We start from the raw sequence: 26,768 nt of genomic DNA, 5'->3' as shown, positions 1-26,768 counted from the left end.
TGGATCGAATATCAGGTGAGCTGGAAGCTCGCGGCCCCTTACTGCGTGCGCCGGGGTTACAAGGGATTGGAAGGGCTTATTCTTCTATATCGCGATTACCGCCGAATCACCGATGATTTGTTTCGCCAGCTACCGTTAGCCAAGCTCGCGATTGAGAACTCTGCAAGGGACTGGCCGGCTTATGAGAGCAAAATTCTGCGCGAGTTGCGGCTGCCGGGTTGATCCCGCTTTGGAATCAGCGCTCGCCTCCAGAAGATGCCGTGAAGCCTCCCAGTTTGCCGTTTTTACGTAGCGTTTCCGCTCAAGCGAGCGGATCATCTGCTCAATGCGCCCGCACTTAGCCCAGTGGAAGGCCCGGGTTTTCGCAGTCCATCACGAATTCCACGCTTCAGGGCGCTGACCGCGGCCCTGTTGCGCAGTCAGTGCCCTGCCAGCCCACCGTGACTGAACGTCTACACCGCGAACCGGAGTGCCTGCCATGCTCAATCTCAGCCCGTTCGGAATGTTCCACACTGCCATTGCCCTCGTGGCGGTGGCTGGTGGCCTGGTGGCGTTGTTCAAGTACGGCGAGATTGGAACCCGCACCCGCCCCGGCCGTCTCTACGTGTGGCTGACTGCAGCAACGGCATTTACCGGGCTCTTTATCTTCCGCCATGGCGGATTCGGACCGCCCCACGCACTGGCGATCCTGACGCTTGTCGTACTGGCCATCGCCGGTGTTGCTGAACGTCGCGAGGGAACGGGTGCGGCGCGCTACACGGCAGTACTGGGCTACTCGCTGACGCTGTTCTTCCATCTGATTCCAGGATTGACCGAAACCGGCACGCGTTTGCCGGTGGGTGCTCCGGCCTTCACCGGTCCGGAAGACCCGACGCTTAAAACAATAGTGGGGATCGCCTTCCTGATCTACCTGATCGGTGCAGCCATCCAGGTCTCACGCATTCGGCGCTCGCGCCGAATGGCGGTAACCCTCTGAATTCTCCGCCGCGGACCCGACAGACCGGACCAGCCTGCAGCAACCAACGGATCAGCGTCACTGCTGATTCGCCGCCCTTGATCTGCCCTTTTGCCCTCGACTCTCGGCAACTGGGACCTCCGCGCCGGCTGCCGACGATCGGTCGCATCGGGGCAACGCCTGTTGCCCCGGCAGGCAAGGGAAAGAGGCCAGCCATGGGGCCTGGCCTGGTTCTGATCAGGACCGGATAAATGCCAGCAGGTCTGCGTTGATGGTTTCGGCATGCGTGGTAGGCATGCCGTGCGGGAAGCCCTTGTAGGTCTTCAGCGTGCCGTTGCGCAACAGCTTTGCCGAGAGCGGCGCGGAATCGGCGTAAGGGACGATCTGGTCGTCGTCGCCGTGCATGACCAGCGTTGGCACGGCGATCTTCTTCAGGTCTTCCGTAAAGTCCGTCTGCGAAAAGGCAACGATGCCATCGTAGTGTGCCTTGGCCCCGCCCTGCATGCCCTGGCGCCACCAGTTCCCGATTACCCCTTCGTCCGCACTGACACCTGGGCGGTTGTAGCCATAGAAGGGGCCTGCCGGGATATCGCGGTAGAACTGCGCCCGGTTATTGGCCACCTGCGCCTGGAAGCCGTCGAAGACTTCCTTCGGCAAGCCTTCCGGATTGGCTTCTGTCCTGACCATCAGCGGCGGCACAGCGGCTATCAGGACGGCCTTTGCGACGCGGCTTTCGCCGTGTCGCGCCAGATAGCGCACCACTTCGCCGCCGCCGGTCGAATGCCCGACATGGATGGCGTTGCTCAGTTCCAGGTGGGACGTCAGCGTTGCCAGGTCGTCGGCATAGTGGTCCATGTCATGGCCGCTGGCGGTCTGGGTCGATCGCCCGTGTCCGCGACGATCATGCGCAATCACGCGGAACCCGTGATTCAGGAAGAACATCATCTGCGCGTCCCAGTCGTCCGCGCTCAGCGGCCATCCATGAGAAAAGACAATGGGCTGGCCGCTACCCCAGTCCTTGTAGAAGATATCCACACCATCCTTGGTCCTGACCGTCTGCATGGCATTGCCTCCCAATTGATTGCCCCTGTTCGCAGGAGCGGCTATGCCCCGGCCATTGAGCTTGCCGCCCGCGCCGGGGAAATCGTTGCAGGGACCGGCAAGCAGCCATCGTGTGGAACCGGCGCAATATGGCCCGGGTTGCTCGCGTCTGTCAGGTCGCCCTCATTTCCATCCCCACTGCCGGGCATCATTTCTTGAAACTTCAATCCCTGGCTACGTAAAATCGGCAAATGTCGCCTGGTCTTTCCAAGGCCTCCGGATGGGAAGCACCAACCAGGGAGTGATCCGTGACACAACTGATCTGCCCGGAATTCGATGAATTCGAGGCCGCGCTTTACGGCGTCCAGGGACGTTACGTGTTGCGCTCCAGGGCGCAACGGGACTGGCGACTGAAGCTGATCGACCTTAACGGGGTGGCGATCATGATGGGCCGGGAGGGGGCGCCCACCGCCTATTCGGGCATCGGCATGCCTGACTACTTCAATATCTTCATTCCCCTGAGTGGACAACAATGCACTATCGTCGATGGCCAGGCCTTCGACGCGCAGACCGTCGGATGGATGGCGCCAGATTTAATGTTCCACATCGTTGCAGAGCGCGCGGCAAGCTGGCTGACAGTGGCGATTTCTGCGCCGTTGGTGATGCACTGGGTCCACACTCATGCCGACGAGTTCGACGCGACGCTGCTGTCCAACAACCTGGTGTGCACCGGGCGCCGGGGCGTGGTTGCACTACTGACGACGATATGGCGAATCATGCGGGTCGAGCGCGATGATCCCGCCCAATTGCGCTATCCAGGCGCAGAGCTCGCTGCACGAACCGAGCTGGTCGACCTGGTATTTCGCGCCGTGCTTACGATGGATGAAGGCGCGGCCAGTATCCGGCAAAAGCCGCGCCATCGGCAGATTCTCAGCCGGGCACTGGACCTGCTCAGTTTAATAGGGGAAACGCCAATCTTCGTGAACGATCTCTGCGCGGCCGCCGAAGCGTCCGAGCGCAGCGTGCGCAACGTATTTCATCGATACCTGGGCATGGGGCCTCACCGCTATCTGGCGCTGTACCGCATGCACGCCATCCGTGTGGCGCTCTGCAACGCTGCGCCCGGCGATACCGTCTCCGGCATCTGCGGACGGTTCGGTGTATGGGACTTCGGCCGGTTCGCCGCTCTCTACAGCGCCCACTTCGGCGTTCTGCCATCGCAGACGCTAAGGGCCCGCCGCGCCTCGGCAAGAGCGTGAGCGCCCCAAACTTTCACTGCTATTTCGATGTACTGCCCTACGCGCATCCTGATGCCCGGCAAGGCGCGCGTATTCCGCTCCGCTGATGGCTCTACGGGCTTGGACGGCGGACACCGTTATCCACCGCGGGTGCCCGGCGATGTGCGCGCGCGCCGGCGTCAAACACTGCGACACTGAGCAGGGCAAAAGCCCAGGCACCAATCGCACCGTACAGCATCACGAAGCCGAAGCCGTCTACGAGGGCCGCATTGGCGATCACGCCGTTCGGGTCGACAGTCGCTATTCCAGCGCCGCTCTGCGGCAGATGCCCGATATTGCCGCCGGCAATCTGCGCTGCAAGCAAACGAAGCGACGAGGCATCCGGAAAGCCGGAAAGTGCGCGCGTGAGATAAGCATGCACGCCCTCGAGAAGAATAAGGCCCATCAGCGCGATATTGACGGCCAGGCTGATCAGTCTCGCGCTCATGTCTATACCCGACGCCATGCCTGCGCGATCTGGCGAGACTGAACCCATGGCTGTATTGGTGACCGGTGTATTGGTCAGGCCCAGCCCCGTTCCGCACAACAGGCAACCCGGCAGCATGGTGAGCCAACTGGCGTGCTCGGCGCGAGCGCCAAACATCATCAGCAGGAAGCCAAGGCCGATGGTGAACATGCCGAGCGGAATGACCCTGCGCGCGTCAAACCTGAGAGCAAGCCGCTCTGCAACCGGTGGCACGATAAGCGTCGGTACCGTATAGGCGAGCAGCGCCAGCCCGGCGGTCACGCTCGTGTAGCCAAGCGCGCCCTGGAAATAGATCGGCAGGTAGATCATGAACGGCCAGTAGCTGAAGTTCATGCCGATTGATCCGAACAGCGCGCCCGAGAACGAGCGGATCCGGAACACCGAAAAGTCGAACATGGGTCGACCGCTGCGCTTCTCGACAAAGATAAATGCCATGAAGCTGAATACCGTCGCGGCGACGATACTCAATGCAGCGGGACTGGAATATCCGAGATCCGCGCCTTGCGTGATGAAGTAGACGAGCCCGAAACACGATACGGAAAGAGTCAGGATGCCAGGAACGTCCAGTTGTTGCGCATTTGGGTCCCGGGATTCCTGCACGCCGGCCAGCACCAGCGCCAGTGCAACGATAGCGACCGGCGCATGAACCAGGAAGACCCACTGCCAGTTGGCCACAGCGACGATCAGGCCGCCGATAATCGGACCAAAGCCAAGACCGATGCCGAAGATGATTCCCCAGGCGCCGAATGCCTTGCTGCGTTCCCTCCCTTCCGGGAATTGATGCGAAAGCACCGCCACCTGGCAGATCAGCATGGCGCCGCCGGCGATTCCCTGAAGAAACCGACTGGCGATCAGCACGGGGGCGCTTTGCGCGAGCCCGCAGCCCAGCGACGTGAGCCCGAACAGCACGATGCTGGCCAGATAAACGCGCTTGCGTCCGAAGCGGTCCGCCAGCGCCCCGGTCGCCATCAGCACCGTGGTGCAGGCAAGCGTATAGGCGTTCATGATCCATTGAATCTGGCTGAAATCGGCGTTCAGCACTTTCTCAATGGTTGAGAGGACCGTCGGGACGCTGGATATTTCGAGACCGAACATCAGCGAAGTCAGGCAGACCGCAGCTAGCGCAAGTATGTTTTCGGGAAGGCGGATGAGGGTCATGGAAAGCGTGGGTGAAAGGGGCAGCCGCATGTTCATATCGGATGTCGACGATGCAGAGGTCGATAGAAATCGGCTCCGCTTGTCTGCTCCATCGCTTGGCTAGCTTACGAAACGTCGCCAGGTCTTGCGCGCCGTTTCCGGTCATCTCCTTTCCAGCCCACTTCGGCGTGAGTCGAGCGGGTACGACGCCGGTGCATGCCGGTCGCCGGCTTGCGCTTGCGTTTGCAGTTGAGGGCGCCTGTGGCAATGGCCGGGATCAGTCCAGATACACGCCCACCCGGCGAATCACTGCCTGCCACTTGGCGGTGTCGGCTTCAATCTGCCGGGCCAGCGCGGCGGGCTGATCCGGCGCCGGATCGAGATCGTTGGCGAGCAGCTTCGAGCGGACCTCCGGCAGCTTCACGATGCGGCCGATCTCCTCGTTCATGCGGCGCACGATGGCGTCAGGCGTGCCCTTCGGTGCGAGGATCAGCTCGCTGAAACTCGCGTTGTAGCCGGCCACGCCGGCCTCGGCCATGGTCGGCACGTGCGGCGCCAGCGCCGAGCGCGTGGAGCCGGACACCGCCAGGCCAACGAGCTTGCCGGCCTTGACCATTGGCGCGACCACCGGCGATGCCAGGTATCCGCACGGCACCTGCCCGGCCAGCACGTCCTGCATCGCGGGCGACGGTCCCTTGTACGGCACATGCGTCATCCTGATACCTGCTTGCGCGACGTACATCTCCATCGCCAGATGACCCGGCACGCCGGGGCCGCCGGACGCATAGGTCAACCCGTCCGGCGTGGAGCGGGCCTTCTTCGCCAGGTCGGCAATGGACTGGATGCCCGACGATGGCACGCAGACCAGCATCTGATTGAAGCGCGCCAGCGTAATCACGGGCGTGAGGTCGCCGGGCTTGTAATTGAGCTTGCGATAGATGGTGGGATTCACCGTGAGGATGGTGTCCGGGCCTTGCAGGAACGTGTAGCCATCGGCCGGCGACTTGGCGACCACGTCAGCGCCGATATTGCCGCCTGCGCCCGGCCGGTTCTCCACCACCACCGGCTGCCTGAGCGACTGGCCGAGCTTGTCGGCGATCAGTCGCGATGCAATGTCTCCAGGCGACCCGGCAGGAAATGCCACGACGATGCGGATTGGCCGGCTGGGCCATGCGGCCTGCGCGGAGGCCGACGGCACGACAGCAAACTGAAAGATGAGGGGGCAGGCAAGGGCCAGCGCCAGGCGTGAAGGCTTCATGTTGTCTCCTGATGGTTTTGTAATGCCGGACGGCTCTCTGGCGGCCGCTACCGGGGACTGCTACCAGCGGCCGATATGGATGCCGACCTCGTCCTCCTTGCGCGTCCATCCGGCCATGGCGTCATGGCTGATCGTCGGGTGGATACGGCGATTGCGCAGCCAGTCGAACAGGCGCGCCTGGAAGCGTTCGCGCACCGCCGCGTAGGCGGGATCGGCGCCGAGGTCGACAAACTCGTCGGGATCGTTGCGCAAGTCGAACAACTGCGGACGCAGTCCCTCGAAGTGCACAAACTTCCAGTCGTGGTCGCGCACCATCGTGATGTGACAACCATCCGCCGGACGGCCGACAGGTTCCCGCACGAAATCGCGGAAAGCATAGTCGTTCTCGGAGAACACCGCGTCGCGCCACTCGCGTGGCGCCTCGCCGCGCAGCAGCGGCGTGAGCGATCGGCCTTCCACGACGTGGTCGGGAATGGTCAGGCCGTAGGCATCGAGAATGGTCGGCACCAGGTCGATGGCCTCCACCAGCCGCGATTCCACATGCCCGCGCGCCGCGTTTGCGCGCGGGTCGCAGATGATCAGCGGCACCTTGACCACGCTGTCGTGGAAGAGCTCCTTCTCGCCCAGGTAGTGGTCGCCAAGGTAGTCGCCATGGTCGCTCGAGAAGATGATCATGGTGTCGTCAAAGCGGCCGGTGCGTTCGAGATAATCGAACAGCACGCCCAGTTGATCGTCGAGCTGCTTGATAAGGCCCATGTAGGTGGGGATGACCGTATCGCGTACCTCCGCCCGCGAAAAATTGCGGCTCACCTCGCAGTTGCGAAAGCCCTGCAGCACGGGATGCGCGTGGTGCAGTTCGCTCGGGTGCCGCCTGACTGGCAGCACGTCGTCCGGCGCGTACATGGCGTGATACGGCGCGGGCGCCACGTAGGGCCAGTGCGGCTTGATGTAGGAGAGATGCAGCATCCAGGGCCGATCGCCGCTCTGCTCGATGAAATCGATGGCGCGACGCGTCATGTACGGGGTCTCCGAGTCTTCCTCGCGCACACGGGCGGGTAGCCGCGCGTGGCGCAGGTTCCAGCCCGACAGGATTTCCCCGTTGTCACCGGCGGCGGAGTTGGCATGGTCGTGCCACGGGTTCGCGCCGTCGTAACCGCGCTCGCGCAGGTAAGCGGTGTACTGGTGGCTCTCGTCGGCGAAGCCCGGCGGCCAGATACCGTCGTCGCGGTCGAACGGCTCGAAACCGCCCTCCGCAGCCAGCACGCCTTCAGTACTGCGCGGATCGATACCCAGGCGCCTGATGCCTGCCCGGTCGGCCTCCACGTGCGTCTTGCCCGCTACGGCAACGCGCACGCCATGCGGCCGCAGGAAGTCGCCCAGCGTCATCTCGCCAATCGGCATCGGCACGAAGTTCCAGACGGCCCCATGGCTCGTCACGTACCGCCCCGTGTAGTAGGACATGCGCGACGGACCGCACACCGGCCCCTGAACGAACGCGTTGGTGAAGCGCACGCCACGGCTGGCGAGGCGATCGATGTTGGGCGTGTGCAGGCGCGGATGGCCATAGCAGGAGAGGTAGTCCCAGCGCAATTGGTCACACATGATCCAAAGGACATTGCGTACGTGTTGCGCTGCCATCTCGACGTCTCCTCTTTGCCTGTTCAAGCGGTCAGACCCGACTGCCCTGCCGCCGCCATGACCAGAACAATATTTCCTGCAGGTGGGCTTCTCAAGCGGCTTCTGCTAAAGTTTCACCCAGTGAAACCACCGGGCGGCGCGCCCGTGGGGGAGGCAAGAAATGTGGGATCCGAAGGTCAAGACGATCGCGGCGCTGGACCGGGGACTGGCCGTGCTCGACCTGGTCCGCAGGAACGGGAGCACCAGCCTGCAGGCGCTGCATGAAGAAACGGGACTGCCGAAGGCGACGCTGCTGCGCATCCTGGTGACGCTGGAGCGCCGGGCCCTGATCTGGCGGCGCATCGCCGACGGGCACTACTGCCCCGGCAGCCCGCTGCAGGGAAGCCGACGGCAATCCGAACTCACGGACCGGCTGGCCCAGCTCGCCGCACCGGAACTGGACCGGCTTCAGGCCGAGGTGCTGTGGCCCTCGGATCTTGCGATCCGGCGCGGCAATGCCATGGTGCTCTGCGAGACGAACCGGGCCGAGTCGTACTTCATGATCCGGCGCGACAACATCGGTTTCCAGGTCAACATGCTGCGCTCCGCGGTGGGACGGGCCTATCTGGCCTTCTGTCCGGAACAGGAGCGCGAGAAGATCCTGGCGGCCCTGCGCCGCAGCCGCCGGGGCGGTGACGCGATCGCGCGGGACCCGGCGTATCTGGCCCGCTCGATCGAGCACACGCAGCGCTGCGGCTACGGCGTGCGCGACCAGGGATTCGGCGGCGACTATGACAAGACCCGTGCCGAGACCAACGACCGGCTGGAGGCGCTGGCCGTACCCATCATGGCGGAGCAGGGACGCGTGTATGGCTGCGTCAACATCGTCTGGCTCCAGGGCGTACGCACGCTCGAACAGATCGTGGCGCAATGCCTGGAGCCGCTACGGCGCACCGCCGGCGCGATCGCTCAGAAGATGTCGGCGCGCGAATAGGCAGAACCCGGCTGCCCTCGGCGCCCATCCCTCCGGCAGTTCCCCGGATGAATTCTGCGGAGCACGGCGCAGCCGCCAGACCCGTGACAGGGTCTGCCTAGAACTTGTGCCGGAGCCCCACCGCGGCGCCGACCATCGCGCTTTGGCCATTGGCAAGGGCGTAGCTGTTCCCCAGCGACAGGCTGCTGGCAAAGAAGAATCCGGCCGACTCCATCCCGACACCTGCGTGCCTGGCATAAGCCGTGGTCAGATAGAGATCCGTCCGTTTGGATAACGCATAGTTCGCGAGCAAGGAAATTTGCCAGGGATTGGCAGCGTTGGCATTGCCAAACTGGTTTCTGACGTTGTCGTAGTTGTACTCCAGCGTCAACGCGATGGACGGCGTCACCTGGTAGTTGCCGCCGATCCAGTAGAAGTCGTCGCGAAAGAATACGGCCCCGTTCTCGTTCTTGTTCTGTCCCCAGCGGTAACCCGCCATGATCTTCGCCGGTCCCACCGTGTAGCTGGCGGCGACGGCGACCTTCCTGATGGTGCCGTTGCCGGCATTGCCAGGTGCCGCTGCGGGCGCGATGGTGGGATTGAACTGGTCATAGGCAATCGCCGAACTGAACGCGCCTGCGTTGTAGACCAAACCGGCGCCATAGGCGGTGTCGCGCCGGAAGCTGCCGGGCACTTCGCCATTGCCGCCGAGGACGATGGGCGCGCCGACGGTAGGCGGCAAGGCGACGCCCGTGCCGAACGACCAGTGCGCCAGCATGGCCACCGGTCCGAATGCCGCGCTGTACTTGACGGTATTGTCCTCGCGGAAATTCGGGCCAGCCATCGCCACGACGGGCTCATACTGGGTCGAATAGGATGCCGGCACGAAATTGGCCATGGCCTCGAACAAGGCCGTATATTGGCGGCCCAGCGAAACTTGCCCGAATTGGCTCTGTAGCCCGACATAGGCCTGCCGCCCGAAGAACCGGTTCTGCTGCGTGGTGCCGGTGTCGAGGTTGAAGCCGCTCTCGAGCACGAACATCGCCTTCATGCCGCCACCGATCGCCTCCGCGCCGCGCAGGCCCCAGCGCGATCCGGATACGCCGCCCGAATTCATCCGATACGCGTGCTTGGCCGGCCCGGGGTCGAACCCGTTGGCCGCGGTCGGCACTGCGCCCAGATGGTTGACGAATTCCACGTTCATGTCCGCGACCCCATACAGCGTGACGCCGGATTGCGCGTGGGAAATGCCGGATACCAAGGCGCCGGCAGTAGCCAGCACGAGCTGTCGCCCTTTGCGCCTGGCAAAGTCCTTCATGGATGTCTCCTCGATTTGTTTGATGAGGGCCGGCCGTTCCGGCTCGCGCAAGCGGGTCTTGCGAATCGTTCCGGTGGCGGCCGTGTGGCGCGGATCCGGAACCTAATCAGCAACGCGCCGGATCACCGGCGGCTTCCATGTGCCATCCAGCGCCGTCGGGCCGGGCAGGTAGAGGCGCAGGTTCATGGAAAAATTGCCCGTTGCCGGCGTGGGCAACCAGTTGGACTCGGCGCCCTTGGGCGGGTCGCGCTGGATCAGCAGGTCCAGCGAGCCATCGGCGTTGTACTTGAGCGGGTCGCGATCGCCGATGGCGAAGCGGTGGATCGGATTGGCGGCAAAGAACTGGCGATCGGTGTACATCGTCAGGGACCAGAAGCTGCGCGCGGGCGGCAACTGCGCCTTGTCGAAGTGGATCACGTACCGTTCCGCACTGTCCAGCGGCTTGCCATCGGCGTCCGTCATCGCAAGCGGGTAAACGGCGTCTTCGACCGTGTTGGCCCCGAGGCCGGCAAAGGCGATCACCGCACGGCGCAGATAGTCGGTACCGTAGGTGCCGATCGGATTGCCGATCATCCTCCAGCCGTTGCTGACGGAACCGGAGCGCGGCAGCGCCTGCGCCATTTGCTGGCGTGCCTGCGCCGGAGCCGCCTGAAGCGCCGCCTGCACGTCCAGGGCCAGACGGTTCATATCGAAGTCCTGCCCTGGCACCAGTCCCAGCCGCGCCATGCGATCGAGCATCGGATAGTCGTTCGCGTGCGGCGGGTTGCGCTTCATCAGTTCGGCGAACAGGCCGAAGTAGCGCGCGGCGTCCATCTTCGCCACCTGTTCCACCGGTGCGCTCATGTCCTGGCGCGGGTTCGTCCCGCCCTTCGGCGGCTCGTAGCCGCGCCGGCCCCAGGCACTGAGCGGCCTGGCATGGAGGCCGGCCTGGAATTTGTGCACGGCGGCGTAGTCGGCGCTGCCATTGGTCTGCGTTCGGCCGATCATCCAGCCTACGGCCGTCGGCGAAATATAGGCCGGCATGCCAGCGGGCAGCTTGCCATGCCAGCGCGGGCCGACAATGGCAAACTGCCGCGGGCCGTTACCGGTCGTGCGTGAACCGGGGGAGGTAAAGACATCCGTCCACATGTCGAGGATCGGCAGCAGATAGTAGCGGCCACCGGAGTCCGGCACGGTAATGATGAGCGGCTCCCGAGAGACGTCATACCAGAGCGACGAGTAGAGCGTGTCCGCATTCGGGCGCACCACGGCGTCGAACTTGTCGTCCGGGAAGGCGGACACATGCGCGAACTGGTTCATGGGCGCGCGGATGCCGCCCCGCGGATCCGGCGCCGCGACATTGGTCGAGACCCGTCGCGTCACTTCCATCAGCACCATCGGATAAGCATAGAGATAGGCCTCGATGGCAATCTCCTGTGCCTCGGCCAGGCCGTGCGGTGCAGCGCCTGCGCTGCCCTGGAGCGCGGCCATACCAAGCAGCGCCGCCAGGGCGCGCCGCAACCAGGCAATATGAGTCAGGGTCGGCATGTCTCCTCCTGTTTGAGCCGGGACGATATGTTGTTGTCAGCGCGCGGATCAGCCCTCGAAGCTGGACAAGTCCCTGGGCTGGATGTCGTTGGCCTTGCAGTAGCCGAGGTAGCGGTCCATCGATGTCTTCCAGTTCTCGACCGCGATAATGTTGTCCTTGTCGTCGAGGTACAGCAGCTCGCCGGAGACGATATTGAAGGTGATGATGTCCGGGCCCTCGGCATACGCCGCCTGGGGCGTGTGCCGCGTCGAGGCGGTCTCGTACACCACGCTGCCGGGGTGGGCGGTCCAGTCGTGCTCCTTGTAGCGCCAGCTTCCCTGGACGGTGTAGACAATGACTGTGCCGCTATGGTGGTGGCGCGGCATCTCCATGCCGGCAGGCGCCTTCAGCAGCGTAATGGTTTCCCCCCGTACCGGATCGATCTTGAAGTACTTGATCATCACGTCGTTGCTATACGGCGCAAACGGCATCCACGGCGTATCGTTGCCGTCCAGGCAAGCGGTGTTGATGGATTCGAACAGCATGGCGTGTCTCCTGTGGTTGCCGCATCCGGGACGGATCCGGCGGGTTCAGGCTCCCATTCTGCGGAGGCAGGTCCCGTACTGACTTGTCATTTCCAGACAGCGATCTATCATTTTCAGACACAGCATTGCGCCGATCTCAGGCCTTTTTATCCCCTTCCCTTCGAAGATGAAAGCCGCTGCCCGCCCTCTGCTACCGGCCCGCTATTTCCTGCTGCTGGGCGACTACTTCAAGTCCGCCGGCACTTCGCTGGACGAACTGGCGCGCGCAGCGGATATTGACCCGGACCGCTTCCGCGACACGGACTTCGGCCTCAACGCGCAACAAATCGACCGGCTGCTGGCAGAAGCGGTGCGCGCCACCGGACGTAACGACCTTGGCTTCGAGTGGGGCTGCCGCCTGAAGCTGAATTCGCACGATATCCTCGGCTACGCCATGCTCTCGTGCACCACGCTGGACCAGGTGCTTCGACTATGCTCGCGCTACTACCAGCTCCTGACGCCGATGTTCAGGATGAGCTACCAGCGCAGCGGCGACCACGCGGAAGTCATCTTCCGGCCGGCCCTGCCAATGGGCCGCGACACGCTGAACCTGCTCCAGGAGACGATTGCCGTGTCGGCGCACCTGCAATGCAAGTCCTTGCTGCGCAACCCGTCCGCGGTCTACGACATCTACATGGCCATGGAAACGCCACCGCATGCGGCGCGCTATCGCGAACTGTCGCCCGCGCGCGTGCATTTTGGCGCGTCGCCACTGCCGGGGATCCGCATGGTGGCCGACACCTGGAGCCTCGACGCGCCGCTGCCGATGGCCGACGCCCACGCGGTGCGCATGGCGGAGCAACGATGCCGCACGCTGCTGCAGCGGTATAGCGAGCAAGGCAACTGGACCGGATGGGTGGTGATGATGCTGACCGAAGCCGAGGACAGCCAGCCGACGCTGGAGGAACTTGCCGGCCTGCTCGGCATCTCGGCGCGCACGCTGGACCGCTACCTGAAGAAGGAGGACAGCAGCTTCCGCGATCTCGCCATCGAGGTCCGGAACGGACGCGCGCAGAAGCTGCTGCGCGAGGGTCAGCTGCCGATTTCGCAAATTGCCTACCGCCTTGGATTCACCGACGTGGCGAACTTCAGCCGGGCCTTTCGGCGGGCCAATGGGGTCAGTCCGTCGGATTTTCGTGGCGGCGATGGAGGCGGGCGCTCGTCGTGACTGTGCCGACAGGCGGTGCCACCGCGGCAAAGGGTCGGTATCGTGATCCGTGGCTACTCGCACTGTGGCGCGATGGGAGCGATTTCGCGTTGCTTGCGACCGTAGCGCTGGGTTCAACGCAGTCCGCAAGTGGTTTGAAAATTTCGACGATGGCAGTTCGACATGGAGGCTGTCGTCGAAGCGATAGGAAGCCGGCCCCGGGGCGGGCCGGCGCCGAGCTTTGGCGTGCGTGGGAGGACCGTTATCGGCCAGAAGCGGCCTTTGACCTTGACGAAGCGAAGGACCGTTCTTCCACTTGCAGCCATTCGCCCAGGTAGCGTTTCGGGACATCACTACGTTGTCGATCGCCCCTATGTTCATTCACGTAAATGAACATAGGGCAAGCGACCGCTGCCGACACCACCTTTTCGACATGCCCACGGTAGCCCGCTACCTGACGGGCATCTAGCCAGGGCATCGGAAATCGAAGCGAGGTTGGTCCAACAGTACAGCTTGGTCCTTGGTAGGACCTTAGGATCAGTTACGCGACGAAAAGATGCGCGGATCAACTGATGCCTCGCACTTTAACACAACGCCTGTTGTGTTAAATCGGATCGTGAGCTATTGTTCATGCATCGCGCCGGCCAGCGTCCATCACCGAGGAAAGAAGGAGACTTGTCATGCTCACCACCCAATCCCAACGAGAGGCGTTTCGCGAGGACGGCGCCGTACTCGTAAAGAACTGCCTCGACCCGGCGCAACTCGCCCGGTGCTACGAGGCGTTCAAGTGGAACGTTGCCAACCCGGGCCCATATCACTTCCGCTCGCTGGACGGTACCCGCCTGCAGACCCATATCGATAACGCCAATCCGGCCGTCAAGGACAAGCTCGACGATCTGGTCGCGACGCTGCCGTTCGGGAAGGTGTTCCAGGAGTTATGGGGCTCCGAACATGTCTGGTATTTCGCCGAGGAGGTATTCGCCAAGGAAGGCGGCAACAGCGGCCGCGGGCCGTGGCACCAGGACACCGCGAACCTGCCATGGGCCGGCAGGCATTGGGGCAACGCGTGGATTACCTTCCAGCCGATTCCAAAGAAGAATTCGCTGGAGATCATTCGCGGCTCCCATCTCGGCATCCAGTACGACGGCGCCAGTTTCGCGAATGCCGATGACCCGACCGATCCGCTGTACGGCGACGGCACCCTGCCCCGCCTGCCGCATATCGACAAGGAGCTCGCCGAAGATCCCAATGCCTGGGACGTGCTCTCCTGGGAGGTAACGCCCGGCGATGTCGTGTTCTTGCATCCGCGTTCGCTGCATGGGGGCGCCGCCGTCGACGCCGCCTGCCCGACCCGCCACACGTTGGTACTGCGCTTCTTCGGTGACGACGCCACGTTCCGGGCGCTGCCGATGTCGAACCCCCGCTATGCCCGCAACGGGCCCCTCTTCAGTGAGGAAATGGCCAAGCTCAATGAAGGCGAGCCGTTTCGCTCGCCTGTCTTCCGCCAACTCGCCTGATATCGCCTTGCACGGAGAAGCCGCCATGAAACGACAAATGATCAATCCCGGCCTCACGCAGGCAAGGCACTACGACCAGCTTCATTTTTCGTCGGCGACCCGGGTCGGCGACATGATCTGGGTGTCCGGCCAGGTGGGCCTCGATCTGACGACCGCCACGGTGGGCCAGGGAATGGAAGCGCAGGCGCGGCTGGCGTTTGAAAACCTGAAGGCGGTCCTCGAAGCCGCCGGAGCCAGCCTGGCCGACATCGTGGAGATCATGACTTTCCACACCGACCTGCGCGGCGACATCCAGGCGTTCGTGAAGGTCAAGGATGAGTACCTCCCTGAACGCTATCCCTCGTGGACCGGCGTGGGCGTAAGCCAGCTGGCCCGGCCCGAGTTCCTGGTAGAGATACGCGCGATTGCGGTCGCCGGCTGCGGCGCCGACTGACAGCAGGAGCCGCGCCCCGTTTGCACACCGGGGTCGCGGCACGCGACCCCAAAAGAAAAAAAGAACAGCGACAACGCTGATGGAGACACCAACATGAATCGCTCGAATACGGTCGTCAGGCCGGACAGTCCATCCAGCATTCTTGCGCGGCTTGACCGGCTGCCGGTGATGGCTTCCCACTATGTCTGGGCCGCGCTGCTCGCGGCCAACCTGATGCTGGAGTACTACGACAACGCCATCTTTGCCTATGCCAGTCCCACGATCAAGGCCCACACGAACCTGAGCACCGAGCAGATCGGCGTCATCAGCAGCGCGTTCTTCATCGGGATGATCATCGGGGCACTGGTTGGCGGAAGACTGTCTGACCAGTGGGGACGACGCTCGGTGCTGGTATGGACCACCGTGCTGTACTCGCTGGGAGCGTTGGCGACGGCGTTCGCGCCTACCTACGAGACCATACTGGCCTCCCGCGTCGTCACCGGTATCGGCGTGCAGGCCGCCACTTCGGTGCTGCTGGTCTATATCGCCGAGATGTTTCCCGGCCAGGCACGTGGCCGCTTCGTCTCCATCGTGACGATCGGTTTCGTCGCCTCCGGCATCGGGGCTGCGGCGCTGGCGATGTTCTATCTGCCTCACAGCGGCGCCGGTGCCTGGCGCAACCTGTTCCTGGGCGGCAGCATCGGCCTGCTGATTGCGCCACTGGCGCGCTTCATCCTGCCGGAATCGGTGCGCTGGTGCATCGCGCGCGGGCGGTTCGACCGCGCTGAACGCATCGTAGGCGAGCTCGAAGCGCGTGCGCTGCGCCGCGGTCCGCTCGATGCACCCGGCATTGCCGGCATTCAACCAAACGTCGCTGCGCCGACGCTACGCGACCTCATCGGCGACAAGGCCGTTCTGCGAACCATAGCCGTGCTCACGCTCGGCTATTTCGGCGCCACCCTCGCCTACTACCTGTTCGGCCAATGGGGCGTCTACTCGCTCGTCTACAGCCTCAAGTACGCCGAGGAGCAGGCGTACTACATCCTGTTCCTTTGGAACGTGATCTATGGCGTCACGCCGTTCATCGCCATGCTGTTTCTCGACCGCTATGAACGCAAGTCCACCATCCTGGCCGTGTCCGTGCTCAGCGCACTGCCGCTGGCCGTGCTTGGCATCTCGGCCACCAGCTGGGTAGTGATCGGTGCAGGCGGTCTCGCCTCCATCATCACCGGGCTTGTCATCAATGCGTACTACACCTACATCCCCGAGACGATCCCGACGCAGTTGCGCGCGCTCGGCAGCGGGATCGTGATCTCGGGCGGGCGGTTCGGCGGAGCGGTCGCCGGCGTGCTGGGCGCCGCGCTGTTCTCCGCAAGCGGCATGGCGGGCGTCATGCTCGCGGCGGCTGCCTGCTACATCGTCTTCTCCATACCCGTCGCCCTGTTCGGCCCACGCACGACCAACCGCTCGCTGGAAGCCGTAGCCGACGACGAGTCGGGCGCTGCAAACGGAACGCGCCAATGCGCGAACACGTCCGTGGCCGCGTGACACGGCCTTTCCGTCAGGCACCGCTTGTCCCCCGCTCGCATGGATCACCAGACCAGGAAAGCAGCAACGTGACTGAAGACTTCAAGACATACCGAACGCTGGGCGGCTGGGTAGAAAGGCCGGCTGACCTGCAGCCATCGCTCGAGGGCCACCACAGCGCCGATGTGGTGATCGTCGGCGCCGGCTTTGCCGGCCTTTGCGCGGCGCTGGAGCTCGCCCGGCACCGCGTGAAGGTGGTCGTGCTCGAACGCCAGTTCTGCGGCTATGGAGCGAGCAGCCGCAACGCGGGCTATCTCGCCGGCGGTCAGGGACTCAAGTACGACCGCTTCCTCAAGCGGGCAGGCCATGAGAAGGCAAGGCAGATCGTCCGCTTCTACGAGGACGGGGTCAGCTTCGCCGAAGGCAAGTTCTCGGAACATGGGATCGACTGCGACTACAACCGGTCGGGATTGATCCGCGCCGGCATCGAGCCATCGCAGGAAGCCAGGGTGCGCGAGGATATGCGAATCAGCGCCGAACTCGGATGCCCGTCGGAGTATCTTGACCAGGCCGAGATGCGCGCACGCGGCATCCCGCCAGCGTTCCTGTTCGGCAGCTACGTGCCGAACGGCGGCACGCTCGACCCCGGCAAGTACGTCCTGGGACTGAGGCGCGCGGCACTGCGCGTCGGGGTGAGGATCCACGAAAACACCCCGTTGCTGTCCTTCACCGAAGGACCGACCGTCAAGGTGCAGACACCGCGCGGCAGCGTCAGCGCGCCGGTCATGATCCTGGCCACCAACGCCTATACGCCCGGGCTAGGCCCGCTCGCGGACAAGGTGGTGCCGTTGCGGCTTTCTGCCATGGAGACCGAACCGCTTTCCCCTCGACAGCTGGCTGCCCTTGGATGGCATCGCCGCGAAGGCATCACAACCATGCACTGGGTCATGGAGAGCCATCGCCTGACAGCGCGCAACACGCTGGTCCTGACGACCAAGCGCCTGCGCTACCCGTTCGGCTCGCAGACGCCTGAAGTGCCCGAGCACGCCCAGTATCGAGCACTGCGGATGGCCCTGCACGACCGCTTTCCCCCCTTGCGGGGCATCGCCATCCGGCGGTGCTGGAGCGGCTACATCAGCTATGCCGACGATGGCCTGCCGGTCATCGGCCGCACCGGAGCGGATCGGAACATCTATTACGCGGCGGGATGTTCCGGCCACGGCGTCGGCACGCAGGGCATGGTCGGACACATGCTGGCGGAAGCTATCCAGGGCATCGAGAACCCGCTGCTTGCGATGCTGATGCAACACGCGCCGCCATCGACGCTGCCGGAGCCCCTGCGCTGGTTCACCCTGAACGGCGCCCTGAAGGTCGCAAGCGCGCTCGATGAACGCGCGAACCGCAAGGCGCGCGCCGCATGATGCAGCGCTGGGCGTTCCTTCGCAATGGCTGGGAGCAGGGCCTTTCCGACCCCGCATCACCTGAAACTCAATTCGAAATTCCTCATGACAGATCTGTACGATGTCGCCGTGATTGGCGCTGGCTTCGCAGGCGTGACCGCTGCACGGGATCTCAGCATGACAGGCCATTCAGTGGTACTGCTCGAAGGGCGTGACCGGATCGGCGGCCGCACCTGGTGGAGCAAGGCCCTTGGCGTGGACCTCGATCTGGGCGGCACCTATGTGCACTGGACGCAGGCGCATGTGTGGCGCGAACTCAAGCGCTATGGCATCGGCCTAGCGACACCGATGCCGGTGAGCAAAGCCTACTGGTACGCCGACGGCGCTGTACACGCCGGGACGTGGGAGCAACTCCACCAGCTGGCCACGCCGCTGGTAGACCGCTTCTTCGCCGATGCGCGGACGCACTTTCCCCAGGTGGATGACCTGGCAGCCGCCGACATCGGCGCGATCGACAGGCAAACCATCGGCGACCGGCTTGACGCGCTTGAACTGTCGGCGCACGACCGCGACGTGCTGGTCAACGCGATGTCCATCCTGGTCTGCTCCGAACGCGAGCAAGGGCTTGCACAACTGCTGTTCTGGTGCGCGATCTGCTTCGGCAACTGGAGCGCGTTCAAGGAGATCGCGGGGCACTGGGCGATCGAGGGCGGCACCGGTCGCCTGCTCGACGCCATGAGCGCCGAATCGAAAGCCGAACTGCGCCTGTCGACGCCGGTGGCCGCTGTCGATGATAACGGGCACGAAGTCACTGTGACCTTACGCGATGGACAGCGTATCCGTGCCCGGCGCGCCGTGGTGGCATTGCCGCTGAACATGCTGAGCGAGTTTTCCGTCACGCCTGCGCTGCCGCAACCCGTGCGCGCCATGATCGGGCAAAAAAACCCGATCATGCCCAGCAAGATCTGGGTACGGATCAAGGGCGAGATCGAGCCCTTCGTGATCTATGCACCGGCGGGCAAGCATCCCATCAACACCGCCCACGCCGAGCGGCGCGACCATGGCGATACGCTGGTGGTGTGCTTCTGTTCCGACCCCTCGGCCCTGGACGGCAATGACCGCGAGGCAGTACAGCAGGCGCTGCGGGACTTCATTCCGAACATCGAAGTCCTGGAAACGGTCTGCCAGGACTGGGCCAACGACCCGTTCTCCAAAGGCGGATGGATGCATCACCGTCCCGGAAATCTGACGCAGGCCGCGCCCATGATGCGGCAGCCCCACGGCCGCATCCACTTCGCGGGCGCGGACATAGCGCCGATCGGGGTCGGCGGCATCGACGGTGCCATCGAGACCGGCGCCAAAGCTGCCGTTGACGTCGCTCGCGCCCTGAATGGCGCTCACCATCCGTGATCCCGTGCTATGCGCGCGTCGCCCGTCCGCCAGACTTCTGCTCACCCGGCGCGGGCGCAACCAGCACCGCCAGGGCATCGATCAGCGCCCGCATTCGCTTGGGCGTGAATCGCTTGGGTTCGATCGGGTACATCATCATCCACCCATCCCCCATGGCAACGAGCTGGTCAGTGAGGATGTCCGCGGGAATATCGTTGCGGACCGTCCCCCGTTCCTGCGCGTCCTTGACTATGGCAGCAAGCAGGCGACGATAGCGTGCGTAGCGCCTGGTGATGACTTCCGCAAACGCAGGCTCGTGTCGTCCCTGCGCCAGCAATTCCGATGTCGCCGGCCAAAACCTCGTGCTGCGGTCGGTCAGCCTGATCCAGCTTTCGAACGGCGCGAGGATGTCGCCGCTTTCCCGGGCCGACTCCAGCATCGCGTCGAACCGGTCGAATGCGCTTTCCATCAGCGCCACCACCAGCTCTTCCTTGTTTGCGAAGTAATAGGTCACCGCGCCGGTGGTGTAGCCCGCATGCTTCGCAACCTTGCGCAGCGATGCGTTGGCATAGCCCTCCTGTGCGATCACAGTTGATGCCGCGCGCAGCAACTCCTTGCGCTTCGCTTCGCGGTCGCCGACCGGACGACCCCGGGTTGAGACCTGCTCGATATCGTCGTCGCTTTCCATTGTCTTGTTCTGTCTCTTGAGCATTTCGACCACTGGCGGCCCGCCTGGTTATCCGCCAGATGCATGATTTTACAGAATCATCGTTATGTTTTACCTGTGCTTGCTCATGGTACCGCCCACGCAGGGAATACCCGGCCTTTTTATTTAACATTACGCCCGTTATGCTAAATCACGATTTGCGCGAATCGCCGACACGTTTCAGGACGAGTGCGCGGCCGATGCGCTGCATCCGGCCGCCAGGCAACTGACAAACAAGGAGATCGTTGATGGATGCATTCAGGCGCGATGCCTCGAACAAGGGTGGGGCTGTGGTCACGGCGGTGCCGAGCAAACTGGTGCGCGACTGGGGCAAGGCCCCCGTTGTCGCACTGGCAGCAATTGGTGTCTTCGCAGGCGCGGCACACGCCCAGTCATCAGTCACGTTGTACGGTACGCTCGACACCAACCTGGAATTCGACACCAACTTCAAGAGCGCCGGCAGCGGTTCGGCCAATCGATACGCACTGAACGGCGAAGGTCTGTCGGGTTCGCGTTGGGGGCTACGCGGCGTGGAAGACCTCGGCAACGGACTGAGCAGCGTCTTCGTGCTGGAAAGCGGCATCGGCGGAGACGATGGCACCATGCAGCAAGGCGGTCGCCTGTTTGGCCGGCAGGCGTTTGTCGGCCTGCAGAGCGCCACCTACGGCAAGATCACCTTCGGTCGCCAATACACCTCGATGCTGGAGGCACTGGCCAACTTCTCGCCAGCGGCGATGTCGAGCCTGTATGAGCCGGTGATCGCCCAGATCGGACCGGTATACCGCGAGGACAACACCGTCAAATATTCGGGCACCTTCGGGCCGGTCAGCGTCGGGGCCCATTGGAGCTTTGGCACCGGCGGTAGCAGCGGCACCTTGGACCTCAGCCGCCTGGGTGGCTCGGGCGAGGTTCCCGGCCAGTTTCGCCGCGATACCGGCTTTGGCGCCCGGGCCTCCTATGCGGCTGGGCCGTTCAGTGCCACCGTCACCTACGACCAGGTGAATCCGAGCATCATCGGCAATGGCGGTTTCGCCGGTACCGGCACATTCAAGAAGGCCGCCGCAGCAGCCAGCTACGCCATCGGTCCAGCGATCTTCATGACTGGATACCGCTGGGGCATGTCGACTGCGCCGGGGCAGACCCTGACGCGCGACAACTTGTACTGGGCCGGCGTCTACTACGAGATGACGTCTGCGCTGAGCCTGACGCTGGACTACTACTATCAGACGTTCCGGTCCTCGACCTTGCCGGCGCTAAGGCCTGCCGGCAATCCGAGACAGTTGATGTTCATCGCCGACTACCGTCTCTCCAAGCGTACGGACCTGTACTTGACCACCGCTTACGCAAAGAATGCCGGCCTGTGCCTGGACACCGCTTCCATTGCATTCAACAACGGCTATCAGCCCGCTGCCGGCAAGGACAGCATGTTCGGCGTCGCACTGGGCATCCGCCACAACTTCTGAGCGCGACGGATATCATCAATCCGGTGCAATCCCGATGCGGGCAGCTTCAGCGATCCGCATCGCGACATGATGCAAGGGGGCCGCTACCGAAGTGGCCCTCCTGGTATCTCAACTCACCCGGTAGACGCCGTCTTCGTTCACCTCAACCCGCCCGTCCGTCAGCAGCTCCGCCAGATGCTGGGAAATCGTACGGGTCTCGGCATTGACTACCCATGAGCCGTGAAAGCCCGGCGGATACAGCAGCCGCAGGTCGACCAGTTGCGCCAGTGTCCTTGGCGATTCGCGCAGCAAGGTCAGCAGGCGCTGTTCGCGTTGGTCCAGCTTGGCCGCATAGGCAGCGAGATCGCGCAGGAAGTGCTCACGATCGGTATAGACGCCGCGATGATGGGACGTAACCCACACCTTGGCCGGAACCTCGGGCAGCCGTGCCAGGCTGCGCCGGAAGTCCGCCAGGCTGGACCCCGCGTCGCCATAGTAGGGCCCGAATCCGGTCAGGTCGATGTCGCCCGTGAAAGCCACACCCTCTGGCTCCACCAGGAGAACGGTATGGCCCGCGGTGTGCCCTGGCAGGTGAAAAGCGCGAATGCCGGTCTGCCCCAGATCCCAGCACGCACCGTCCACGTAGCCTTGGGCATCGGGCCGCGGCGCATAAAAGAACTCGCGCTGAAACTTGAGAAGGGTCTCCGATGCGTACGCCGCATTACCGAAAGCGGCGACCATGCCATCCCAGCTCCTTGCCGCCGGCAAGTCGCCTTCGTGCACATAAACCGATGCATGCGGCAGACGATGCAACCCGGCCATATGGTCCTCATGCACATGGCCCATCACCACCAACTCGGTCGCATCGAACTCGGGACCGATATGATTCGCGACAAGCGGCGTGTCGAACGCAGCGCGAGTCTCCGAGCCCCGTATCAATACCTGGTTTCCGTCGGGGTACTTGCCGTTCTTCTCGCCGAAGTAGACCGAAACGCGTCCGAAATCCATGCGCTGGATGCGTCCCTGCATGCCGGAATTGCTGAAAGCCGTGCTCATGTCGATCATCCTCCCCGGCAGTCCGTAGCGATCTCCCCGCTACCCGGGCGTTCCGGTAGCGAGCAGGTCAGACTGCGCAGCCTTGTTCTCAGTCTATTTATAATAACACTGGTCATCAAAATAAAAGATGCCTGCAAGCGCGGGCATGCAGAACATGGGGATGCCGCTATAGAACGTAGACGCCTTCACCCCATGCGTCATGGGTTATGCCTCGACCGCCTTGAACATGTCCTCGACCACCTTCTTGGCGTCGCCGAACACCATCATGGTCTTGTCCATGTAGAACAGCTCGTTGTCCAGGCCGGCGTAGCCGGCGGCCATCGAGCGCTTGTTGACGATGATGGTCTTGGCCTTGTACGCCTCGAGGATCGGCATGCCCGCGACATCCCGCTCATTGGCGGCGGATTCGGACGGCGGCTGGAGTCGGACTTCATCGGCCAGGCCGTGTCGATCGCCACCAGGACCGAGGGCCGCCCGGTACAAGTGATCTGGTCGCGCGAAGATGACATCCGCCACGATGGCGGCGCAATGTCGCGCGCTTTCCGCGCGACCGCGGAGAAAGGCATCTGCTTGCCGCCCGGGCCAATGAGCTGGCCTTCCCGCACCGTCACCTGTGCCGCCTGCACGCCCCATTCGCGCGCAGCAGCCTCCACCAAGCTGGCGCGCGCGGTCGCGGCGGCCTCACGCACTGGTTGCCAGCCGTCGGCCACGCTGCTGCTGGCGCCGGTGATGATGAGGCCGATCTCTCGCGCGCTCTTGGCCATGATCCAGTGCAGTGCGCGCGCCCAGCTCTTGTCGGCATCGTCCGGATGCAGCGGCAGCGAGCTGTCGCCCATCGTCACGACATTGCCATAGATCCGCTCGATGGGTGACGACTCGATGCTCACCCGCGTCAGCGGCATATCGAGTTCCTCGGCGGCCAGCATCGACAGCGCGGTGTGGATGCCCTGTCCCATCTCCACCCTCGGCATGGCGAGGATGACGTTGACCGCTATCGCTCCAACCCTCCCCTTTCCGTCATTGCCTCTGAAGCTCCGGACGTTGACTTGGGTTGGTTTAAAGGGCTCAAGAAGGAGAAGGTGGATATTGGCTTTGAATCCTATTCGCCAAACTTCTACTACAAGAACAGAAGGGTGACGGTGATCTTCACCGCGGACTTGAACAAGCTTCGGGAATTGATGCCTGCCCAAGTCCTGGAGAAGCTCCAACCGCTGCAGGTCTGGCCGGGCCGAGGCCTTGTCGCACTCACTGCCTACGCCTATGACTATTGCGACAACGACAGCTACAACGAGATTGGTCTCTCCGTCATCACGAATCGGCCGGGCAGCTCCAGTTTTGGGCCGCTCACCTTGATGAGTCAGGCGATGTCGAACAACTTCTGGGGCTACGTGCTAAAGCTTCCGGTCAATACCGAACTCGCCAGGGTGCGTGGTGTGGTTGGCTACAACCTGCCGAAATGGCTGACGGGCATCAACTACCGCGAGACCGACAAGTCGGTTGTCGTCGAGATCTTTGACAGTGAGACGGGCAAAGTCGATGTCACCATGGAAACCAGGAAGCTGGCCAATCTTTCGAGCAAGGTCTCCATGGTGACCAATAGCTTTACCAATGTCGATCAGCAAGGGCAATTGACCACGGGCTATGCAACTTCCCGTCAGCTCAGCCATGCCTCCAGCACAAGTGCGGAGGCGGTAAGCCTCAGCCTGACTGAAGGGAGTCTATCGACGTTCATCAAGTCCCTGAACCTTGGCAAGATGGTCAAGTACGAGTACGTGCCGGAATTCCAAAGCGCACTCTACTCCCCCAAGCCGCTGTGAGCCCTTCTTGTCGTCGCGTCGACGCCGGTAGCCCCACACAGGCAAGTCTGGGGGCTACCGCCTTTTATTCTTGTCATCTTAGGCAGTCCCCCAACAGATTTTCCCGACTTGGCGCGTGGCCCTGCAGACGAGCGGGGGAAGCTCGCATGGATGGCTAGATCAGATGTGCAATGCGTCCTGACGGACTTCGACGAGCATCGTCGGCGAGTCTCCAATGGCCGTCCTATGCCAAGAAGCCGCCAGATCATAGCGAACCTGGGATGGCTGAGAAGGGTCGATCTCGGCCGGTCGACACATCAACAGCAACGACCAAAGTCACCTGCAGCGCCAAACAAGCTGCGGCCGAGACCTCGCTTCCGCACGGCCCCATAGAAAAATTGCGAATCGTCTGATCGCCATCCTCCACCGAAAAAGCAAAACTAAGCCCATCACCGAAACAACGGTGATCGGGAGTCGAAACCCGCATATCATCAACGGATGGTCGCTCAGGCGACCATCCCCACACGCACGCGCGCGCATTGTTCCTCTATGGCGGGCCGGGCGGGGCAGCCGGAAGGCTGGCCGGGCTTCGTTGATGATCCGGTTTTTCGACCCCCGCTGTCAGGCCCGCCACCCTCTACTGTTTGCATCAGGCGGGTCTCCAACCTTCTACAGGAGAACGCAATGCACGAGAAACCTCATCCGCAGCACGAAACCATCTTCATCGGCATTCCGGCGGAAACCCTGGAATCGCTCGACCGGATTCAGGCCGGCCTGGATAGCGTCCTGTCGCTGCTGGAAGTGGAAAGCGAACGGTCCGAGGGATGCCACGGCGTCCATTGCCTGCTGGCGATGATCAAGATGCAGGTGGATCAGATGGCCGAGGCGTTGCAGCCTGAGGCTGAGTCGTTATGACCACCGGTCATCCGGCTCTGCCGCTGCCGCGGCCACGCCTTCGCGCAACGAGACGATAAGCTTCGCGCCCTGCCCGACTGTACTTTCCACGGCAATGCGGCCGCCATAGCGCTCGACCAGCGCGTAGCTGATGGACGGCCGAGCCGGTCCCCATCTGCTATCTGGTGGTGAAAACGGATTGAACAGATTGGGCAGGTCGTTCCGGCTTGGATGCTGGCCCCGTTTCTCCGCACCAGTCTTGTGGCAAGCACTCGGCCAATATCCGATGTGACCGGAAAGGCTTTTTTTGTAGAGACCTCTACAACATTGAAATACCCGTTATGGGCTTCTAACATCCGCCCATGACCGCAACCACTCCATCCTGGGCACTGCTGATCGTCACGCTTCCTACGTCCGGCGCGACCGCGCGCATGCGTATCTGGCGTGCGGTTAAGAATATGGGTTGCGCCGCGCTGCGTGACGGTGCCTATCTTTTGCCCGCGGGCGTGGAGCAGGTGGGCCAGTTGCGCCAGCTGGCTGACGAAACCCGGCAGGAAAACGGCCAAGCCTGGCTGCTGCAAGTCAGTGCCGGAACTCCGGACGAAGAGATCGCGTTCCGCGCCTTATTCGACCGCAGCGCTGACTATGAAGAACTGCAGGCCGCGCTGACCGAAGCACTTGAGGCGCTTTCCGACCAGAACGGCGCCGAACTGAATCGACTGCTGCGCCGCCATGAGCGCGCCTATGAAGCGATCCGCCGGATCGACTTTTTTCCCAATCAGGCGTCGCGCCGCGCGGAAGCGAAATGGAATGACTTCAGCCGGGCCATCGAGGCCATTCAGTCGCCAGGCGAGCCGCAGCCGCTCACACGTACGATCCCGCGCCGCGATGCCGCGCAATATCAGGGACGGCGGTGGGCCACGCGCCGCCACCTGTGGGCGGATCGCGTGGCCAGCGCCTGGCTGATCCGGCGCTTCATCGATCCGCATGCACGGTTCCTCTGGCTGGAAAGCCCCGCCGATTGCCCGGACGATGCACTGGGCTTCGACTTCGACGGGGCGACCTTTACGCATGTGGGCGATCGCGTTTCCTTTGAAGTGCTGCTGGCTAGCTTTGGACTCGAGGCTGACCGGGGACTCAGCCGACTAGCCAGAATCGTTCATGCACTGGACATAGGTGGTATCTCGGTGCCGGAAGCCAGCGGTTTCGAAGCCGTGCTGGCCGGCGCGCGAGCGCGGCTGGAGGATGACGACGCATTGCTCGCGGAAATCAGCTCGGTGCTGGATTCGCTCTATGCGCATTTTTCAGCCAACAAAAGACCCTGAATC

The 26,768-nt window shown here is 63.2% G+C and carries 23 protein-coding genes and 2 pseudogenes; 14 read left to right on the top strand and 11 right to left on the bottom strand.

Going from position 1 to position 26,768, the window contains the following annotated elements:
• Window positions 1-15: 15 nt before the first annotated feature.
• Together A2G96_RS34165 and A2G96_RS23335 are read left to right on the top strand one after the other, a co-directional pair.
• Entirely contained in the window at window positions 16-222 is a 207-nt protein-coding gene (locus A2G96_RS34165; protein WP_231909730.1) for a hypothetical protein, read from the top strand.
• Window positions 223-478: 256 nt separating this feature from the next.
• Window positions 479-976, top strand: a complete 498-nt coding sequence (locus A2G96_RS23335; RefSeq protein ID WP_062802597.1) for a DUF2306 domain-containing protein — start codon at window positions 479-481, stop codon at window positions 974-976.
• 216 nt (window positions 977-1,192) lie between these two features.
• On the opposite strand, the gene A2G96_RS23330 is transcribed toward A2G96_RS23335, so the two are convergent.
• Window positions 1,193-2,017 carry an alpha/beta fold hydrolase gene (locus A2G96_RS23330; protein ID WP_062802596.1) on the bottom strand — a complete coding sequence of 275 codons (825 nt, stop codon included), beginning with the start codon at window positions 2,015-2,017 and terminating at the stop codon, window positions 1,193-1,195.
• 287 nt (window positions 2,018-2,304) lie between these two features.
• Here A2G96_RS23330 and A2G96_RS23325 point away from each other — a divergent pair, with 287 nt between their 5' ends.
• On the top strand, window positions 2,305-3,255 hold the full coding sequence (locus A2G96_RS23325; protein ID WP_062802595.1) for a helix-turn-helix domain-containing protein: 951 nt from the start codon (window positions 2,305-2,307) through the stop codon (window positions 3,253-3,255).
• 91 nt (window positions 3,256-3,346) lie between these two features.
• On the opposite strand, the gene A2G96_RS23320 is transcribed toward A2G96_RS23325, so the two are convergent.
• The 3 genes from A2G96_RS23320 to A2G96_RS23310 form a co-directional block, all read right to left on the bottom strand.
• Window positions 3,347-4,918, bottom strand: coding sequence for an MFS transporter (locus tag A2G96_RS23320; RefSeq protein ID WP_062804105.1), 1,572 nt, complete (start codon window positions 4,916-4,918; stop codon window positions 3,347-3,349).
• Window positions 4,919-5,174: 256 nt separating this feature from the next.
• Window positions 5,175-6,155 (bottom strand): Bug family tripartite tricarboxylate transporter substrate binding protein, encoded by a 981-nt coding sequence (locus tag A2G96_RS23315; protein WP_062802594.1) that lies wholly within the window; start codon window positions 6,153-6,155, stop codon window positions 5,175-5,177.
• A 60-nt stretch (window positions 6,156-6,215) separates the two neighbouring features.
• The gene (locus A2G96_RS23310; RefSeq protein WP_062802593.1) at window positions 6,216-7,793 is read right to left on the bottom strand and encodes an alkaline phosphatase family protein; all 1,578 of its coding nucleotides are present in this window, start codon (window positions 7,791-7,793) and stop codon (window positions 6,216-6,218) included.
• A gap of 160 nt (window positions 7,794-7,953) precedes the next feature.
• On the opposite strand from A2G96_RS23310, the gene A2G96_RS23305 reads away from it, so the two are divergent.
• On the top strand, window positions 7,954-8,766 hold the full coding sequence (locus A2G96_RS23305) for an IclR family transcriptional regulator domain-containing protein (RefSeq protein WP_062802592.1): 813 nt from the start codon (window positions 7,954-7,956) through the stop codon (window positions 8,764-8,766).
• 97 nt (window positions 8,767-8,863) lie between these two features.
• Here A2G96_RS23305 and A2G96_RS23300 read toward each other — a convergent pair whose 3' ends face one another.
• The 3 genes from A2G96_RS23300 to A2G96_RS23290 form a co-directional block, all read right to left on the bottom strand.
• The gene (locus tag A2G96_RS23300) at window positions 8,864-10,063 is read right to left on the bottom strand and encodes a porin (protein WP_062802591.1); all 1,200 of its coding nucleotides are present in this window, start codon (window positions 10,061-10,063) and stop codon (window positions 8,864-8,866) included.
• A gap of 102 nt (window positions 10,064-10,165) precedes the next feature.
• Window positions 10,166-11,590, bottom strand: coding sequence for a DUF1254 domain-containing protein (locus A2G96_RS23295; RefSeq protein WP_062802590.1), 1,425 nt, complete (start codon window positions 11,588-11,590; stop codon window positions 10,166-10,168).
• Window positions 11,591-11,638: 48 nt separating this feature from the next.
• The gene (locus A2G96_RS23290; RefSeq protein WP_062802589.1) at window positions 11,639-12,115 is read right to left on the bottom strand and encodes a 2,4'-dihydroxyacetophenone dioxygenase family protein; all 477 of its coding nucleotides are present in this window, start codon (window positions 12,113-12,115) and stop codon (window positions 11,639-11,641) included.
• Window positions 12,116-12,281: 166 nt separating this feature from the next.
• Here A2G96_RS23290 and A2G96_RS23285 point away from each other — a divergent pair, with 166 nt between their 5' ends.
• The 6 genes from A2G96_RS23285 (at window position 12,282) to A2G96_RS23260 (ending at window position 19,567) form a co-directional block, all read left to right on the top strand.
• Complete coding sequence (locus A2G96_RS23285; protein ID WP_062802588.1) at window positions 12,282-13,322, top strand: AraC family transcriptional regulator; 1,041 nt, start codon at window positions 12,282-12,284, stop codon at window positions 13,320-13,322.
• A 659-nt stretch (window positions 13,323-13,981) separates the two neighbouring features.
• Complete coding sequence (locus tag A2G96_RS23280) at window positions 13,982-14,818, top strand: phytanoyl-CoA dioxygenase family protein (RefSeq protein ID WP_062802587.1); 837 nt, start codon at window positions 13,982-13,984, stop codon at window positions 14,816-14,818.
• Between the two features lie 37 nt (window positions 14,819-14,855).
• Complete coding sequence (locus tag A2G96_RS23275; protein WP_231909729.1) at window positions 14,856-15,251, top strand: RidA family protein; 396 nt, start codon at window positions 14,856-14,858, stop codon at window positions 15,249-15,251.
• A gap of 93 nt (window positions 15,252-15,344) precedes the next feature.
• On the top strand, window positions 15,345-16,778 hold the full coding sequence (locus A2G96_RS23270) for an MFS transporter (RefSeq protein ID WP_062802585.1): 1,434 nt from the start codon (window positions 15,345-15,347) through the stop codon (window positions 16,776-16,778).
• A 68-nt stretch (window positions 16,779-16,846) separates the two neighbouring features.
• Window positions 16,847-18,178, top strand: coding sequence for an NAD(P)/FAD-dependent oxidoreductase (locus tag A2G96_RS23265; protein WP_062802584.1), 1,332 nt, complete (start codon window positions 16,847-16,849; stop codon window positions 18,176-18,178).
• 84 nt (window positions 18,179-18,262) lie between these two features.
• Window positions 18,263-19,567, top strand: coding sequence for a flavin monoamine oxidase family protein (locus A2G96_RS23260; protein ID WP_062802583.1), 1,305 nt, complete (start codon window positions 18,263-18,265; stop codon window positions 19,565-19,567).
• 7 nt (window positions 19,568-19,574) lie between these two features.
• Here A2G96_RS23260 and A2G96_RS23255 read toward each other — a convergent pair whose 3' ends face one another.
• A complete protein-coding gene (locus A2G96_RS23255) occupies window positions 19,575-20,234 on the bottom strand; it encodes a TetR/AcrR family transcriptional regulator (protein ID WP_062802582.1) in 660 nt (219 codons plus the stop codon).
• Between the two features lie 266 nt (window positions 20,235-20,500).
• On the opposite strand from A2G96_RS23255, the gene A2G96_RS23250 reads away from it, so the two are divergent.
• Entirely contained in the window at window positions 20,501-21,715 is a 1,215-nt protein-coding gene (locus A2G96_RS23250; RefSeq protein ID WP_082819077.1) for a porin, read from the top strand.
• Between the two features lie 108 nt (window positions 21,716-21,823).
• Here A2G96_RS23250 and A2G96_RS23245 read toward each other — a convergent pair whose 3' ends face one another.
• From A2G96_RS23245 to A2G96_RS32755, 3 genes and pseudogenes are all read right to left on the bottom strand, one after another.
• On the bottom strand, window positions 21,824-22,750 hold the full coding sequence (locus A2G96_RS23245) for an MBL fold metallo-hydrolase (protein ID WP_062804103.1): 927 nt from the start codon (window positions 22,748-22,750) through the stop codon (window positions 21,824-21,826).
• Window positions 22,751-22,954: 204 nt separating this feature from the next.
• Window positions 22,955-23,134: pseudogene (locus A2G96_RS32760) on the bottom strand (NAD(P)(+) transhydrogenase (Re/Si-specific) subunit beta); the annotation flags it as partial.
• A gap of 80 nt (window positions 23,135-23,214) precedes the next feature.
• A pseudogene (locus tag A2G96_RS32755) lies at window positions 23,215-23,736 on the bottom strand (xanthine dehydrogenase family protein molybdopterin-binding subunit); the annotation flags it as partial.
• Between A2G96_RS32755 and A2G96_RS23235 the strand changes: the two are divergent.
• The 3 genes from A2G96_RS23235 to A2G96_RS23225 all read left to right on the top strand — a co-directional run bounded on the left by A2G96_RS23235 (window position 23,689) and on the right by A2G96_RS23225 (window position 26,765).
• Complete coding sequence (locus A2G96_RS23235) at window positions 23,689-24,567, top strand: hypothetical protein (RefSeq protein WP_062802580.1); 879 nt, start codon at window positions 23,689-23,691, stop codon at window positions 24,565-24,567. The pseudogene A2G96_RS32755 and the gene A2G96_RS23235 overlap by 48 nt on opposite strands.
• Before the next feature lie 663 nt (window positions 24,568-25,230).
• Window positions 25,231-25,461: a DUF1484 family protein gene (locus tag A2G96_RS23230; protein ID WP_062802579.1), complete on the top strand. Its 231-nt coding sequence runs from the start codon at window positions 25,231-25,233 to the stop codon at window positions 25,459-25,461.
• A gap of 341 nt (window positions 25,462-25,802) precedes the next feature.
• Window positions 25,803-26,765: a chromate resistance protein ChrB domain-containing protein gene (locus A2G96_RS23225; RefSeq protein WP_062802578.1), complete on the top strand. Its 963-nt coding sequence runs from the start codon at window positions 25,803-25,805 to the stop codon at window positions 26,763-26,765.
• Window positions 26,766-26,768: the final 3 nt, after the last annotated feature.

Source organism: Cupriavidus nantongensis (assembly GCF_001598055.1).
GTDB lineage: Bacteria > Pseudomonadota > Gammaproteobacteria > Burkholderiales > Burkholderiaceae > Cupriavidus > Cupriavidus nantongensis.
The sequence above is the reverse complement of the archived record's forward strand: the minus strand, read 5'-3'. Positions and strand labels throughout refer to the sequence as shown.

Bases quoted from the DNA above. Each gene is read 5' to 3' on its own strand.
- A2G96_RS23225 (WP_062802578.1), top strand. From the start codon at position 25,803: ATGACCGCAACCACTCCATCCTGGGCACTGCTGATCGTCACGCTTCCT.
- A2G96_RS23320 (WP_062804105.1), bottom strand. From the start codon at position 4,918: ATGACCCTCATCCGCCTTCCCGAAAACATACTTGCGCTAGCTGCGGTC.
- A2G96_RS23335 (WP_062802597.1), top strand. From the start codon at position 479: ATGCTCAATCTCAGCCCGTTCGGAATGTTCCACACTGCCATTGCCCTC.
- A2G96_RS23305 (WP_062802592.1), top strand. From the start codon at position 7,954: ATGTGGGATCCGAAGGTCAAGACGATCGCGGCGCTGGACCGGGGACTG.
- A2G96_RS23300 (WP_062802591.1), bottom strand. From the start codon at position 10,063: ATGAAGGACTTTGCCAGGCGCAAAGGGCGACAGCTCGTGCTGGCTACT.
- A2G96_RS23245 (WP_062804103.1), bottom strand. From the start codon at position 22,750: ATGAGCACGGCTTTCAGCAATTCCGGCATGCAGGGACGCATCCAGCGC.
- A2G96_RS23330 (WP_062802596.1), bottom strand. From the start codon at position 2,017: ATGCAGACGGTCAGGACCAAGGATGGTGTGGATATCTTCTACAAGGAC.
- A2G96_RS23255 (WP_062802582.1), bottom strand. From the start codon at position 20,234: ATGGAAAGCGACGACGATATCGAGCAGGTCTCAACCCGGGGTCGTCCG.
- A2G96_RS23270 (WP_062802585.1), top strand. From the start codon at position 15,345: ATGAATCGCTCGAATACGGTCGTCAGGCCGGACAGTCCATCCAGCATT.
- A2G96_RS23250 (WP_082819077.1), top strand. From the start codon at position 20,501: ATGGATGCATTCAGGCGCGATGCCTCGAACAAGGGTGGGGCTGTGGTC.
- A2G96_RS23230 (WP_062802579.1), top strand. From the start codon at position 25,231: ATGCACGAGAAACCTCATCCGCAGCACGAAACCATCTTCATCGGCATT.
- A2G96_RS23280 (WP_062802587.1), top strand. From the start codon at position 13,982: ATGCTCACCACCCAATCCCAACGAGAGGCGTTTCGCGAGGACGGCGCC.
- A2G96_RS23285 (WP_062802588.1), top strand. From the start codon at position 12,282: ATGAAAGCCGCTGCCCGCCCTCTGCTACCGGCCCGCTATTTCCTGCTG.
- A2G96_RS23260 (WP_062802583.1), top strand. From the start codon at position 18,263: ATGACAGATCTGTACGATGTCGCCGTGATTGGCGCTGGCTTCGCAGGC.
- A2G96_RS23295 (WP_062802590.1), bottom strand. From the start codon at position 11,590: ATGCCGACCCTGACTCATATTGCCTGGTTGCGGCGCGCCCTGGCGGCG.
- A2G96_RS23275 (WP_231909729.1), top strand. From the start codon at position 14,856: ATGATCAATCCCGGCCTCACGCAGGCAAGGCACTACGACCAGCTTCAT.
- A2G96_RS23290 (WP_062802589.1), bottom strand. From the start codon at position 12,115: ATGCTGTTCGAATCCATCAACACCGCTTGCCTGGACGGCAACGATACG.
- A2G96_RS23310 (WP_062802593.1), bottom strand. From the start codon at position 7,793: ATGGCAGCGCAACACGTACGCAATGTCCTTTGGATCATGTGTGACCAA.
- A2G96_RS23315 (WP_062802594.1), bottom strand. From the start codon at position 6,155: ATGAAGCCTTCACGCCTGGCGCTGGCCCTTGCCTGCCCCCTCATCTTT.